Raw genomic sequence first — 13,858 nt, 5'->3', positions numbered from 1 at the left:
CGCGCTCCGCTCACCGTTCGCGTTGTTCGCGTTGTTCGCGTTGTTCGCGTTGTTCGCGTCGGCGCAGTCTCCCATCGTCGCTGCTCAATGCCCGGCGCTCTGGCCGCCATCCACGTGCAGGATCTCGCCGGTAACGAACGGCGCCGAATCGAGATACAGGATCGCGCCGACGATGTCGCTCATCTCGCCCATCCGGCCGACCGGATGCAGCGAGGCGAGCGTCGCGTGCGTGTCGGGCGCATGCATCGGCGACTTGATGATGCCGGGGGACACGGCGTTCACGCGGATGCCGGCCTTCGCGTACTCGATTGCGAGCGACTTCGTCGCCGCGTTGAGTCCGCCTTTCGTCAGCGATGCGAGCACCGACGGCACGTTGCTGTTCGCGTGGTCGACGAGGCTCGTCGTGATGCTGACCACGTGTCCGCCGCCGTTGCGCTGCATCGCCGCGATCGCGCGCTGCGTGACGTGGAAGAACCCGTCCAGGTTCACGCGGGTGATGGCCGCATAGTCGTCGGCGGTGTATTGCGTGAACGGCTTCGCGATGAACACGCCGGCGTTGTTGACGAGCGTGTCGACCCGGCCGAAGCGCTCGAGTGCGGTATCGACCACCCGCCGCGCGACGGCCGGGTCGCCGATGTCGCCCGCGACGGTGACCAGGCCGGGATCGTCCGACGCGCCGATCGAACGGGACGTCGCGACGACCCGATGGCCCTGGGCGCGGAATGCGTTGACCGTCTCCGCGCCGATGCCTTGCGATGCGCCGGTGATGATGATGACTTTGGATGTGCTCATGATATGCCTCGACAGGTGACTGGTTTTCGGCTTCGGTGCCGACCGGATCGATGAATCCGATGGACCAGACTTTAGGCGCGTCGCGCCGGAGTTCGAACACCCACCGTGGACCAACAGTCTTGCGTCGCGGGAACAAATGCGGGAAAGAACGGGGCGGCCGCGACGGCGATCGTTGCAGCGGAAGGGGAATCGACGCGGCTGCGAACGAAGCAGCAATCGCGGGCGACACCGCGCGTCGAATCGCCGTGAAATCCGGGATTCGTGCGAGGAAGTGCTGTCAATGCCGCGCGATGGTGTGCTCGGACACGTCGGGTACTTCGATGACTTATCGGATCTGTCCGGATAACTTTTCTTATCACAATAGCATCGATATGAATCGAAACCGGCGAGTACGAAAACGCGTCTGACCTGACCTGCATACGCTTCCTGTTCCGTCCGCGGCCCAGGCTTGCTCATCTGCTGGCGCATCGAATCGAACTGCAATCACCGCAACGGTCCGTACGTCTCCTTTTTCTCGCCTACGTCGGCCTCCGACTCAAGCCTCGGAGAACAGTCGGGCAAGGTGCGGTTCGAGATCGGGGAGAGCATCTGCGTGCCGATCTCCAAGCCGGTCTGGCGTCGAGGGCTTGGGTTCCGCGCCCAACCTGGCCGATGTCTGACCGACCCGATACCGCGGCAGATCGATGGACGACGCCTTGATCATCGCCATCGAGTTGCTGCACATCGCATTCCGTGTGCGCTTTGGACGAAAGACCGAATCCCCCCGGGCAATCGAGTCGCCCGTCAGAATGCAAACCCCGTCCTCTCGGGCAACAACTCTCCGCCAGGTCTGTTCGCCATATCGACACGCCGTCGAGCTGCTCCACGAGATGAGAACGGTGTCGGTTGACGGGCGCTCGAGAATCACGATGCGGACGGCCTCCAGGTTTGCGTGGCTCATGCACGCACGCTCATCCACTCCCGGAAAGGGCGGTGCGGCCGGAGGCGATCGCAGGACGTCGAGAATCCTGTCCCAGCGATGCCGGTCGCTGATGCCGTTCGTGACATCGTCGGTACCTGGAGTGTTTTCCATAGCTTCATGATCGCCATTGGATAAGCGTCAAAGGCGACGTCGGCGTGAACCCGGCGTGTGCGATCGTGCTGACGCCGATCCGCGGCCACGCACCGTTCAACGAACGAAAAACGCGTGAAAAGCGGGAGAGGGAGGTGACCCGCGAATGCAGGTCACACCTGCAAAGTACGGGCGTCGACGTTTCGTGTCGGTGACTTCGGTCGTCACGCTTCAACTGGACGTGACGACGCACTGACGCGTGAGAAATCCAGAACGACCGTCACGCTTGTTTCGTCGATTTTGAGGCCGACCGTGCGTGCGCGGTTTCGCGAACCTGCGTCATCGCATGCCGCCACTGGCGACGATATGCTCGCCCGTTAGCCACTTTGCGTCGTCGGACGCGAGAAAAACCGCAATCGACGCAACGTCGTCCGGTCTGCCCACGCGCCCGAGCGGCGTCTGGCTGACCGCGGAACTCTCGAACTCCGATCCGATCACCCCGGCGCTCTGTGCGCCTTCGGTCACGATCACGCCGGGATTGATCGTATTCACGCGAATGCCTCGCGGCCCGAGTTCACGGGCGAGCGCGCCGGTGATGGAATCCACCGCGCCTTTCGTGCCGCTGTAGACGGCAGTCGTCGCCGGTGTGAGCGTCGAGACGACCGAACTGACATTGATGATGCTGGCGCCTTCGCCCAGGTGCTGGACGGCGGCCTGTGTGGTGAGCAGCACGCCGAGCACGTTGATGTCGAACTGCCTGCGGTATTGCGCTTCCGTGAACGCCTCGATCGGGGCGAACTCGTAGACGCCCGAGTTGTTGACGAGGATGTCGAGGCGGCCGTACGTTTCGATCGCCGCATCGACGATGCCTTTTGCATCGGCAGCCTTCGACACGTCACCTCCGACGGCAACCGCTTTTCCTCCGGCCGTGGTGATGGCGGACACGACGTCGTCCGCGCCCGTCTTGCTGCTTGCGTAGTTCACTACGATCGACGCGCCCTCTGCCGCGAGCGCCTTGGCGATGGCGGCACCGATACCCTTCGACGCACCGGTTACGACGGCCACTTTCCCTGCAAGCTTGCCCATGATGTTCACCTCAGTGTGAATGATTCCGTTGATGGACACCGGCATGCCGTCTCGCCCAATGCGATCGCCGGTGTTTTCTGCCTATGCGGACCTGCGTACGATCGCGATCGGGTGGCGCGGCGCGACTGGCCGGGCATCGATGCGCGGGACACGGCACCTTCAACCCGGCCATGCCGAATTGCGGATGACGGAACAGAAATTCCCCCGATGGAAATGAGGCTCCTTGTCGGCGATCACGTCGGCTTTCACGTTGCCGAACGTGGTTTCCGGCTTGTGCCTGATGCCGTCGTAGAACGCCTGAATGATCTCTTCCTTGAAGTGCGGCGGGCGGGGATGCGCATGCGTCACGGCTTCGCGCTCCTCGTGCGTGAACGCGTGGTACGACAGTCCGAGCACATCCATCTCGACCCCGGCGGTCACCAGCGCGACGACCGGGTGCATATGGCGCGGAATGCCGGGCGTGGTGTGCAGCGCAATCGCCGTCCAGACGAGATCGATGTCGGCCGCGTCGATGCCCCGGCCCGAGAGAAAGTCGCGGGCCGCATTGGCCCCGTCGACTTCGAAGCGTTCGGTGGCGCTGCTGTACGCTCCGGTGAGGCCGACGTCATGAAACATGGCACCGGCGTACAACAGTTCCGGATCGAATTTCAGGCCGCGGCGCACACCCTCCAGCGCACCGAACAAATATACGCGGCTCGAATGATGAAAGAGCAGCGGGGTGGACGTGTCGCGCACGAACTCGGTAATTTCCCGCGCAAGCTGACTGTCGGGCACCGCGACATCCTGAATGAACTCTGACATGACGGTCCTCCATCGAAATGTGAGCGGACGCCGGCGTCGTGGCGGACGCCGCACGCGAATGGCTGGCTACTTGGCTGCAGTCGTCGCCCCGATTCTTGCCAGGGCCTCGCGAACACCCGCGCCGTACTCGGGGTCGGCCTTCGTGCAATTGAGGATGTGGCGTTCCTGGATATGCGCCTGAACGGAGGCCATCTGGCGTGCGGTGTTGTCGAACAGCAATTGTTGCTGCGCCTGACTCATCAGGCGAAACAGGTTTCCCGGCTGCGCGAAGTGATCGACGTCCACGCGGTGGTCCCAATGCGCGGCGTCGCCTTCGATTCTCAGCGGCGGCTCGTGAAGATCGGGCCGCACTTCCCACTCGCCGGAACTGTTCGGATAGTAAGAAGGCGTGCCGCCGAGGTTGTCGTCGGTGCGCATGGCGCCGTCGCGGTGGTAGCTGTGGAAGGGGCACTTCGGCGCATTGACGGGAATGTGATTGAAGTTCACGCCCAGCCGATACCGTTGCGTGTCGCCGTAAGAGAACAGACGTGCCTGCAGCATCTTGTCCGGCGAAAAGCCGATGCCGGGCACGACGTTCGCGGGCGAGAAGGCCGCCTGCTCGACCTCGGCGAAATAATTGCCCGGGTTGCGGTTCAATTCGAGTACGCCGACCTCGATCAACGGGAAATCGCTTTTCGGCCAGACCTTGGTCAGGTCGAACGGATTGAACGGCAGAGACCTGGCCTCGTCGTCGTTCATCACCTGAATGAAGAGTGTCCAGCGCGGGAAGTCGCCGCGCTCGATGCTTTCGTAAAGATCGCGGCCATGCGTTTCGCGGTCCTTGCCCACGAGCTGTTCGGCTTCGCCGTCCGTCAGATTCGCGATGCCTTGCTGCGTACGGAAGTGAAACTTTACCCACGTCCGCCGATTGTCGGCATCGACCAGGCTGAACGTATGGCTGCCGAAACCATGCATGTGGCGATAGCTGCGCGGAATGCCCCTGTCGCTCATGACGATCGTGACCTGGTGAAGCGCCTCCGGCAAAAGCGTCCAGAAATCCCAGTTGCTGTTTGCGCTGCGCAGTCCCGTGCGCGGGTCGCGCTTGATCGCGTGGTTGAGATCGGGAAAACGCAGCGGATCACGGAAGAAGAACACGGGCGTGTTATTGCCCACGATGTCCCAGTTTCCTTCTTCCGTATAGAACTTCACCGCGAAGCCGCGGATATCGCGCTCGGCATCGGCGGCGCCGCGCTCGCCGGCGACCGTCGAAAAGCGCATGAATACGGGCGTTGCCTTGCCGATTTCCGAAAAGAGTTTGGCCTTGGTGTAGCGCGTGATGTCGTGCGTTACCGTGAATACGCCGTGCGCGCCCGATCCTTTGGCGTGCATGCGTCGTTCGGGAATCACCTCGCGGTCGAAGTGCGCGAGTTTCTCGATCAGCCAGATATCCTGCAGCAGCGCGGGGCCGCGCGGGCCGGCCGTTTCGATGTTCAGATTGTCGGCAACGGGCGCGCCCGTTGCGTGATCAAGACGCGTAGACGTATCGCGGTTTTTCATGCCTCGACTCCAGGAGGGTTGGGCGGACCGGCGCAGCGCCATACCGTTCCAGGCTGGCGGCCGCGCGAAACTTTACGGGCAAATCAGCGTGCTATCCCGGCGGGTGCGGTGAAAAGAAACGGCCATACCGCGACGGCCACCCGCTCGATCCGTGACGAGCCGCGCGGGCATCGACGAGTCGATGTGAGAGAAGCGTACCTGTCGGGTGCCAGAACGATCTTGTATAAAACAACGATTCGATGGACGAATCGCGGACGGCCGTCGAACACCGGGGCAGTGGTTGGACTCGGATCAGAGGCGGTGGTGCGTCGCGCGTCGACGCATATCGAGCGAGCGCGCAAGCGCCGATAACGACGTTCGCACCTGTCCGGCGCTATCGGTTCCGCTGCGCCCAGTCTTTCGGCCCGCACCCTTCGAGGCGCGAGAACACGCGCGAAAAATGACTCTGGTCGAAAAATCCGCAGTCCGATGCGACGCTGGCCAGGCTCGCATCTGTTTCCCGCAACAGCGATTTCGCGCGCTCGATGCGGCGCTTGAGCAGCCACTGATGGGGTGTGCTGCCGGTCGTCTGCTTGAAGGCTTCACCGAAATAGCTGGTGGAGAGATTGCACTCGCGCGCGAGATCGGCAATCGAAGGATTGTCGTGCAGGTGGGACGCGAAATAATCTTCGATGCGCCGCATCTGCCACGGAGCGAGTCCGGAGCGGCGCGGCCGGAGCGCCGGATCGGCTCGGCCATATCGTGTGACGACGTGTTCGCAAAACGCCAGCGCGAGGTAATCGATGAACAGCGCACTCGTCAGGTCGGGCTGCTGCAGGACCGCCTGCAGCGTATGCGAAAGACTGAACAGCACCGGGTCGCTGGCGCCGAGATGCGGCTGCACGAGTCCGCCTATGCGCCGGCGCCGCTTTTGATCGGTGAATTCCTCGATCGCGCTCTGGGCCAGATAGAGCCGCATGGTATCGAACGGCATGTCGAGACGGCGCGTGGGGCTCGAGCGCAGGTCGAGCAGAAAGCAGCTGCCGGGACTGCACGACGCGGAAGCATCGAGGTTACCGCCTGAATAACGGAGGCCGGGATCGGGGCTCAGTATCAGCGGCATCTGAAAGACAAAGGCTTCCTCCGGTTGCGGCGTGAGCGAGCGCCCCGGTTGAGGCCGGGGGTTCGTCAACCGTGTGAACGAGATAGGCTGCCCGTGGGAGAAAACGCCGGCCCGCACGGTGGGCGCATCTCGCAGTAGAAACCGTTTGGCGAGGGCGTCGTCTGCAACGGGTTGCCCGAAATCGACGTGATTCCTATCGTTCATTCATCGCGCCTTGGAGTGCGCCCGTACAGGCGTCGTGTGCCTTTACCCGACGGCGGGTTCAAATGAAAACAGGCCCAATTTAGCGCAATTCGATGACTGGCGCGCGACTGGTGTCGTGATGCGCGAGACGCTCTCCGATTGCGGGCGCGACGCGCACGTCAATGGTGCGGTGCGCTATTGCGCGAACCAGGAACGTGCGCAGGCTCCATTGCGCGCGCCAGTGCAGGGCGGTGGCGTCAGCGTGAGCTCAACGACGTCTGCGCATCGTGCGATGCCGGGTCCCAGCCGCCGCCGAGCGCCTTGAACGTCGAGATCGCTGCACGAGCGGATTCCGTCTGTGCCTGTGCACGCGCGTCGGCGGCCTGGAGCAGCGTCTCGTTGGCGTGCAATACGTCGATGAAACTCGCTGCACCGCTGCGGTACGCGGTCATCGAGGAATCCTTGGCGCGGGAAAACGACGACTCGGCATGCGACAGCGTGGCAGCCTGCGCCTCTCGATTCACCAATGACGAGAGCGAGTTTTCGACGTCCTCGGAGGCGCGGAGCACGGCCTGCCGATAGGCCGCGAGCGCTTGCGCGTCGGCGCCTTTCGCCGCGTCGACATCGGCACTGATGCGGGCGAAATCGAACAGTCGCCAGCGCAGCCCGACGAGGCCGGCCGCCTGGTTGGCGCCGCCCGAGAACAACGTACCGGCGGCGGCCGAGGTCGCGCTGCCGAGGAAGGCGTTCAGCGAGACCGTCGGGTAGTACTCGCCGATCGCAGCGCCGATGCGCGCATTGGCGGCGGCGAGGTGACGTTCGGCGGCGATCAGATCGGGACGTCTTTGCAGCAGATCGGCTGGCGTGCCCATTTCCGCGAGCGCCGGCGCGACGGGGATCGGGGAAGGCGAGCCCAGCTCTGCGCGGTGCGTGCCAGGAGGTGTACCGAGCATCACGTCGAGGGCGTTCGACGCCGCATCGAGCGCCGCGAGGAGGACGGGCACGCTGGCCTGCACCTGGTCGAGCGCACCTTGCGCCTGCTGAACCTGATAGTCGGCCGCCGCGCCCTTCGAATACAGGAGTTTCACGTCTGCGAGAAGCGCCTGCTGCGTCTGCACCTGCCGGGTCGCGATATCCAGACGGGCCTGGAGCCCCCGGATCGTGACGTAGATATCGGCAGTCTGGGCCGCGACGGCAAGCCGGGTGGCAACTGCCGCCGCCTGCGTTGCCGAGTAATCGGCGAGCGCGGCTTCACGCTGACGGCGCAGACCGCCAAAAATGTCGATCTCCCAACCGGCCTCCAGGTTGGTTTCGTACGCGGTGCCCCAGCGCTCGTACCCCGGCGTGGCGTTGAGCAATCGCCCCAACGGCGTATCGACAGACTGATAGGCTCGTGCCGCCGACGCGGAAACCGAGGCCGATGGCAGGAGCGCCGCGTTGGCCGTGCCGAGGCGCGCGCGCGCCTGAGTGATTTGCGCGACGGCCTGGGCCAGGTCCAGGTTCTGGGCCAGCGCCAGCGAAACGTAATGCGTGAGCAGCGGGTCGTTGAAGCTTTCCCACCATGCGGACAGATCGGCAACCGGCGCCTTTGCCGCGCGGGCGGGCGGCTGGGTCATGTAGTGCTGCGCCAGCGGCGCATCCGGGCGGCGGTAGTCGGGACCCACGGCGCACGCCGAAAGGGCGGCGACGCTAGTCAGGAGAACAAGTGGACGGCGCAAGGGCATGATCATCTCGGGAGCGACAACGGGAGGGGAAATATAGTGACCAATATACAATATGGTCACACGTTGTCAACTGACGAGCGTCGGACTAAGCTTGAGGCATGAACAAACCGACTCCCTCCACCTCTTCGTCCCGTGGCCCCTCGGACCACGAAGTTCGCGCCCAGATCGTCGACGCCGCGACGGAATACTTCAGCCGTTACGGCTACGAAAAAACCACGGTCTCCGATCTCGCGAAGGAAATCGGGTTTTCAAAAGCCTATATTTACAAGTTTTTCGACTCCAAACAGGCGATCGGTCAGGTCATCTGCGCCAATCGCCTCGCCGCGATGATCGCCGCAGTCAGGGAAAACATCGACGGCGCGCACAGTGCGACGGAAAAATTTCGCTGCATGATCAAGACCTTACTTTCAACCGGAGGCCAGCTTTTCTTCCAGGATCGCAAGCTCTACGATATTGCCGCCGTGTCGGCCGAATCGCTCTGGCCATCTGTCCAGAGTTATGAGGACCAGATCCGGCAACTCATCGCCGATATCCTGCGGCTCGGACGAGAAACCGGCGAATTCGAACGCAAGACGCCGCCGGACGAGGCGGTGAATGCGATCTTTCTGGTGATGAAGCCTTACTTCAATCCCTTGCTGCTGCAGTACAACCTCGATGGCGCGGAAGAGGCGACGGCCCAACTCGCGAGCCTGGTACTCAGAAGTCTTGCTCCATGAATCTCGCCGTGACTATTGACTGATTTGGTCACTGGTATCAGAATGAGGTCTCCTGTTCTTTGCGAGAGGGGATCTCATGTTCCGGCGCCATCGTCTTGTCTACACATTGGGCCTGGCTTCGCTTGCGCTCGCAGCATGCGGCGAGCATCCGGCTGCTGATCCGCGTACCGAGGCGCCACTTGTGCGTACAAGCGCCGTTCACGGTGCGGCGGGTGCGAGCCGGTCGTTTTCGGGTGTCGTGGGCGCCCGCGTTCAGAGCGATCTCGGTTTCCGCGTTCAGGGTAAAGTCATCGAGCGACTGGTCGACGCGGGCCAAACGGTCAAGCGCGGCCAGCCCCTGATGCGCATCGATCCGATCGATCTGGGGCTGCAGGCCCGTGCGCAGCAGAAACTCGTGGACGCTGCGCAGGCGCGCGCGACGCAGACGGCTGCCGACGAGGCGCGGTATCGGGATCTCGTCGGGGCGGGCGCGGTGTCGGCATCGACCTACGACCAGCTCAAGGCGGCGGCCGATTCCGCCAGGGCCCAGCTCGTCGCAGCGCAGGCGCAGGCCGTGCTCGCCAACAATGCTTCCGGATACGCCGTCGTCATGGCGGACGCCGACGGCGTGGTGGTCGAGACGCTGGCGGAGCCGGGCCAGGTCGTCGCGCCGGGACAAATCGTCGTGCGGCTCGCGCATGCCGGCCCCCGCGAGGCCGTCGTCCAGCTTCCCGAGACGCTGCGTCCCGCGTCCGGCTCGATTGCCGCGGCGACGCTTTACGGCGCGGACCAGAAGCCCGTTCCCGCCGTCCTGCGCCAGCTCTCCGATTCTGCGGATCGGCTGACACGAACCTATGAGGCCAGATACGTCCTCGAGGGCGCGCTCTCGAATGCGCCGCTCGGCGCGACCGTGACCATCGATCTCGCCGGCAATGCCGGCCAGACACAGGCCGGCATGGTGGTGCCGGTCGGCGCCTTGTTCGATCCGGGCACGGGCACCGGCGTCTGGACCGTCGATCGATCTCAATCGCGTGTGACCTGGCACAAGGTTCGTGTCACCGCATTGAGCGACGACAGTGCGACGGTGACTGGCGATCTTCGCGAAGGCGACCAGGTCGTCGCGCTCGGTGCCCAGTTGCTGCACGACGGAGAGCGCGTGCGTCTCGCCAACGACAAGCTGGCCGCGGCATCCGTCTCCACGCAAGGAGCAGCGCAATGAGCGGCTTCAATTTGTCGGCTCTTGCGGTGCGGGAGCGCTCGGTCACGCTGTTTCTGATCATCCTGATTTCGATCGCCGGCGTGATTGCCTTCCTGAAACTGGGGCGGGCCGAAGATCCGCCATTCACCGTCAAGTCGATGACGGTCATTACGGCATGGCCCGGCGCGACCGCGCAGGAAATGCAGGACCAGGTGGCCGAGCCGCTCGAAAAGCGCATGCAGGAGCTGCGCTGGTACGACCGGACCGAGACCTATACGCGTCCGGGGCTGGCCTTCACCACCGTGACCTTGCTCGACAGTACGCCGCCCGCGGACGTGCCCGAGGAGTTCTATCAGGCCCGCAAGAAGCTGCACGATGAAGCGGGCAACCTGCCGCCCGGGGTGATCGGCCCGCTCGTCAATGATGAGTATTCCGACGTAACGTTCGCGCTGTTCGCGCTCAAGGCGAAAGGCGAGCCGCAACGATTGCTGGTGCGCGACGCCGAGGGATTGCGCCAGCGGCTTCTTCATGTGCCGGGCGTCAAGAAGGTGAACATCATCGGCGAGCAGGCGGAACGGATCTACGTGTCGTTTTCGCACGACCGGCTCGCGACGCTCGGCGTGACGCCGCAGGAGATCTTTGCCGCGCTGAACAACCAGAACGTTCTCACGCCGGCTGGTTCGATCGATACGGCGGGCGCGCAGGTCTTCATTCGTGTCGAAGGCGCCTTCGACAAGCTGCAGACCATCCGTGACACGCCGATCGTCGTTCAGGGCCGCACACTGAAGCTCTCCGATGTGGCAACCGTCGAACGCGGTTACGAAGACCCGGCCACGTTCCAGATTCGCAACAAAGGCGAACCGGCGTTGCTCCTCGGCGTCGTGATGCGGGACGGCTGGAACGGGCTCAATCTCGGCAAGGCGCTCGACACGGAAGTCGCATCGATCAATGCCGGGCTGCCGCTGGGCATGAGCCTCACGAAAGTGACCGACCAGGCCGTCAACATCCATTCGGCCATCGACGAATTCATGGTGAAGTTCTTTGTCGCGCTGCTCGTGGTGATGGTCGTGAGCTTCGCGAGCATGGGATGGCGTGTCGGCATCGTCGTGTCGGCGGCGGTGCCGCTGACACTCGCGGGCGTCTTCGTCGTCATGGCCGCAACGGGCAAGAGCTTCGACCGCATCACGCTCGGTTCGCTGATTCTCGCGCTCGGCCTGCTCGTCGACGACGCGATCATCGCCATCGAAATGATGGTCGTGAAAATGGAGGAGGGCTATAGCCGCGTCCAGGCATCAGCTTACGCGTGGAGCCACACGGCCGCACCGATGCTGTCGGGCACGCTGGTCACGGCTGTCGGCTTCATGCCGAATGGCTTTGCGCGCTCGACGGCCGGCGAATACACCAGCAACATGTTCTGGATCGTCGGCATCGCGCTGGTCACCTCGTGGATCGTGGCCGTCGTCTTCACACCGTACCTCGGCGTCAAGCTGTTACCCGACATCGCCGTAATCGAAGGCGGCCACGAGGCGATCTACAACACGCCGAACTACCGGCGCTTTCGCCGCTTCCTCGGGCGCGTGGTCGCGCGCAAGTGGATGGTCGCCGGGATCGTGGTGGCATCGTTCGTGGTCGCCGTGATGGGCATGGGGCTCGTGAAGAAGCAATTCTTCCCGACTTCCGATCGCCCGGAAGTGCTCGTCGAAGTGCAGATGCCCTATGGGACTTCGATCGAGCAGACCGCGTCGGCAACGGAAAAGGTCGAGGCATGGCTCGCGAAGCAGCCGGAAGCGAAGATCGTGACCTCGTACATCGGGCAGGGCGCTCCGCGCTTCTATCTGGCCATGTCTCCGGAGTTGCCGGATTCGTCCTTCTCGAAGATCGTGATCCGCACGAATGACGAGCGACAACGGGAAGCGCTCAAATTCCGTCTGCGCAAGGTCATCGCCGAAGGGTTGGTGCCCGGAGCGCAGGTTCGCGTCACGCAGCTGGTGTTCGGCCCTTACTCGCCTTACCCCGTTGCGTTCAGGGTCATGGGCCCGGACGCCCAGACGTTGCGCACCATCGCCGCACAGGTCGAACGGACCATGAACGCCAGCCCGATGATGCGAACGGTGAACGCCGACTGGGGGCCGCGCGTTCCCACCGTGCATTTCACGCTCGATCAAAATCGGCTCGGGGCGTTTGGACTGACGTCCAGCTCGGTCGCGCAGCAACTGCAATTCCTGCTGACCGGCATTCCCGTCACGCACGTGCGCGAGGACATTCGTTCCGTGGAGCTCGTCGCGCGTTCGGCGGGCGACATCCGGCTCGACCCGCAACGGATCGACGGATTCACGCTGATCGGCGCCGCAGGGCAGCGGGTGCCGCTCTCGCAGGTCGGCAAAGTCGACATCCGCATGGAGGATCCGATCCTGCGCCGGCGCGACCGAACGCCGACGATCACCGTACGCGGCGATATCGCCGAAGGGTTGCAACCGCCCGATGTGTCGACCGCGATGCTCGCGCAGCTTCAGCCCATCATCGCGAAGCTGCCGGGCGGCTACCGGATCGAGGAGGCCGGCTCCATCGAGGAGGCCAACAAGGCGACAACTGCGCTCGCGCCGCTGTTCCCGATCATGATCGCGCTGACGCTGCTCATCATCATTTTTCAGACGCGCTCGATTTCCGCCACGATGATGGTGTTCGCGACCAGTCCGCTGGGTTTGATCGGTGTGGTGCCGACACTCCTGCTGTTCAATCAGGCCTTCGGCATCAACGCATTGGTGGGGCTCATTGCGCTCTCAGGCATCCTGATGCGCAACACGCTGATCCTGATCGGCCAGATCGAAGAGAACGCGCGCGCGGGCATGACGCCGTTCGATGCGGTGGTGGAGGCAACGCTGCAGCGCTCGCGGCCCGTGATCCTGACTGCGGTCGCCGCGATGCTTGCGTTCATTCCGCTTACCCATTCCGTGTTCTGGGGCACGCTGGCTTATACGCTTATCGGAGGAACATTCGCCGGAACGGTTCTGACGTTGGTGTTTCTGCCGGCCATGTACTCGATCTGGTTCAAGATCCGTCCCGGGGCAGGGGAAAACCACTCTGCGCTCGAACCCAGCGCCAGCGTGACGACGTAGGCAGGTGCGCTCCGGGCGATGACGGTCTCGCCCGGGGCGTCGATGTGAACCGGCAACGATGCGTCCGGACGGAAGGCAACTCCGCCCGTGACATTCCGGGAGCTTCTCGCAGGCCAGCGTCGGTCCGAAATCGGCGTAGCGATCGCGGATGATCGACAGTGCCCGGTCGGCGGCGCCTGGGTCCAGCCGACGATTGCCGGGCTTCGATCGGTGTCCCGATACCAAACCCGCCGGGCCGTGCTCACGCAGCCGCCGAATCTGCCGCGTCGTCAGGCCCAGCCGTTCGGCCGCACGCCATGACTTCAGCTTGCCGTCCGGCACCTCCTGGATGACCTTGAATCGGTCCAACTCGCGCATCGTCATCGTGATCCGTTCTGTCGCAGTCATCGAAGCTCCCAGCGCCGGACACCCGGCAGCTGGTCAGCTTACGATGGGTCGAAAAGCGGACATTTCAACTTTGCCCAGATGCGACATTACAACTTTGCTCCCACAATCAATGTCGTAGCCATTTCAAGATGTCGGGGCACCAGCCAGATAGAAATGTCCGGTTTTAAGGTTGGTTGGCTGCGTCTCT

10 protein-coding genes and 1 pseudogene are annotated in these 13,858 nt (G+C 63.6%); 3 read left to right on the top strand and 8 right to left on the bottom strand.

Annotated features, from left to right (window positions below; translation table 11 throughout):
• Positions 1-84: 84 nt before the first annotated feature.
• The 7 genes from DID99_RS14385 to DID99_RS14355 form a co-directional block, all read right to left on the bottom strand.
• Positions 85-792, bottom strand: coding sequence for an SDR family NAD(P)-dependent oxidoreductase (locus DID99_RS14385; RefSeq protein WP_124570523.1), 708 nt, complete (start codon positions 790-792; stop codon positions 85-87).
• A gap of 535 nt (positions 793-1,327) precedes the next feature.
• Positions 1,328-1,864 (bottom strand): DUF3331 domain-containing protein, encoded by a 537-nt coding sequence (locus DID99_RS14380; protein WP_124666968.1) that lies wholly within the window; start codon positions 1,862-1,864, stop codon positions 1,328-1,330.
• 318 nt (positions 1,865-2,182) lie between these two features.
• On the bottom strand, positions 2,183-2,929 hold the full coding sequence (locus tag DID99_RS14375) for a glucose 1-dehydrogenase (protein ID WP_124667026.1): 747 nt from the start codon (positions 2,927-2,929) through the stop codon (positions 2,183-2,185).
• A 159-nt stretch (positions 2,930-3,088) separates the two neighbouring features.
• On the bottom strand, positions 3,089-3,730 hold the full coding sequence (locus DID99_RS14370) for an HD domain-containing protein (protein ID WP_124485454.1): 642 nt from the start codon (positions 3,728-3,730) through the stop codon (positions 3,089-3,091).
• Positions 3,731-3,796: 66 nt separating this feature from the next.
• Positions 3,797-5,266: a catalase gene (locus DID99_RS14365; protein ID WP_124485453.1), complete on the bottom strand. Its 1,470-nt coding sequence runs from the start codon at positions 5,264-5,266 to the stop codon at positions 3,797-3,799.
• 373 nt (positions 5,267-5,639) lie between these two features.
• Positions 5,640-6,572 carry an AraC family transcriptional regulator gene (locus DID99_RS14360; protein WP_124570525.1) on the bottom strand — a complete coding sequence of 311 codons (933 nt, stop codon included), beginning with the start codon at positions 6,570-6,572 and terminating at the stop codon, positions 5,640-5,642.
• Between the two features lie 236 nt (positions 6,573-6,808).
• Positions 6,809-8,281 (bottom strand): efflux transporter outer membrane subunit, encoded by a 1,473-nt coding sequence (locus tag DID99_RS14355; RefSeq protein WP_409333452.1) that lies wholly within the window; start codon positions 8,279-8,281, stop codon positions 6,809-6,811.
• A gap of 92 nt (positions 8,282-8,373) precedes the next feature.
• On the opposite strand from DID99_RS14355, the gene DID99_RS14350 reads away from it, so the two are divergent.
• From DID99_RS14350 to DID99_RS14340, 3 genes are all read left to right on the top strand, one after another.
• Positions 8,374-8,991, top strand: a complete 618-nt coding sequence (locus DID99_RS14350; protein WP_124666967.1) for a TetR/AcrR family transcriptional regulator — start codon at positions 8,374-8,376, stop codon at positions 8,989-8,991.
• 76 nt (positions 8,992-9,067) lie between these two features.
• A complete protein-coding gene (locus DID99_RS14345) occupies positions 9,068-10,189 on the top strand; it encodes an efflux RND transporter periplasmic adaptor subunit (protein ID WP_124666966.1) in 1,122 nt (373 codons plus the stop codon).
• A complete protein-coding gene (locus tag DID99_RS14340; protein ID WP_124666965.1) occupies positions 10,186-13,284 on the top strand; it encodes an efflux RND transporter permease subunit in 3,099 nt (1,032 codons plus the stop codon). Before DID99_RS14345 ends, DID99_RS14340 begins: the two co-directional genes overlap by 4 nt.
• A gap of 84 nt (positions 13,285-13,368) precedes the next feature.
• On the opposite strand, the pseudogene DID99_RS37845 reads toward DID99_RS14340, so the two are convergent.
• Positions 13,369-13,671 (bottom strand): annotated as a pseudogene (locus DID99_RS37845) (ISNCY family transposase); the annotation flags it as partial.
• Positions 13,672-13,858: the final 187 nt, after the last annotated feature.

It is taken from the genome of Burkholderia sp. Bp8986 (assembly GCF_003854225.1).
GTDB lineage: Bacteria > Pseudomonadota > Gammaproteobacteria > Burkholderiales > Burkholderiaceae > Burkholderia.
Note: the sequence above shows the minus strand (reverse complement) of the source record. Positions and strands in the feature narration are given on the sequence as shown.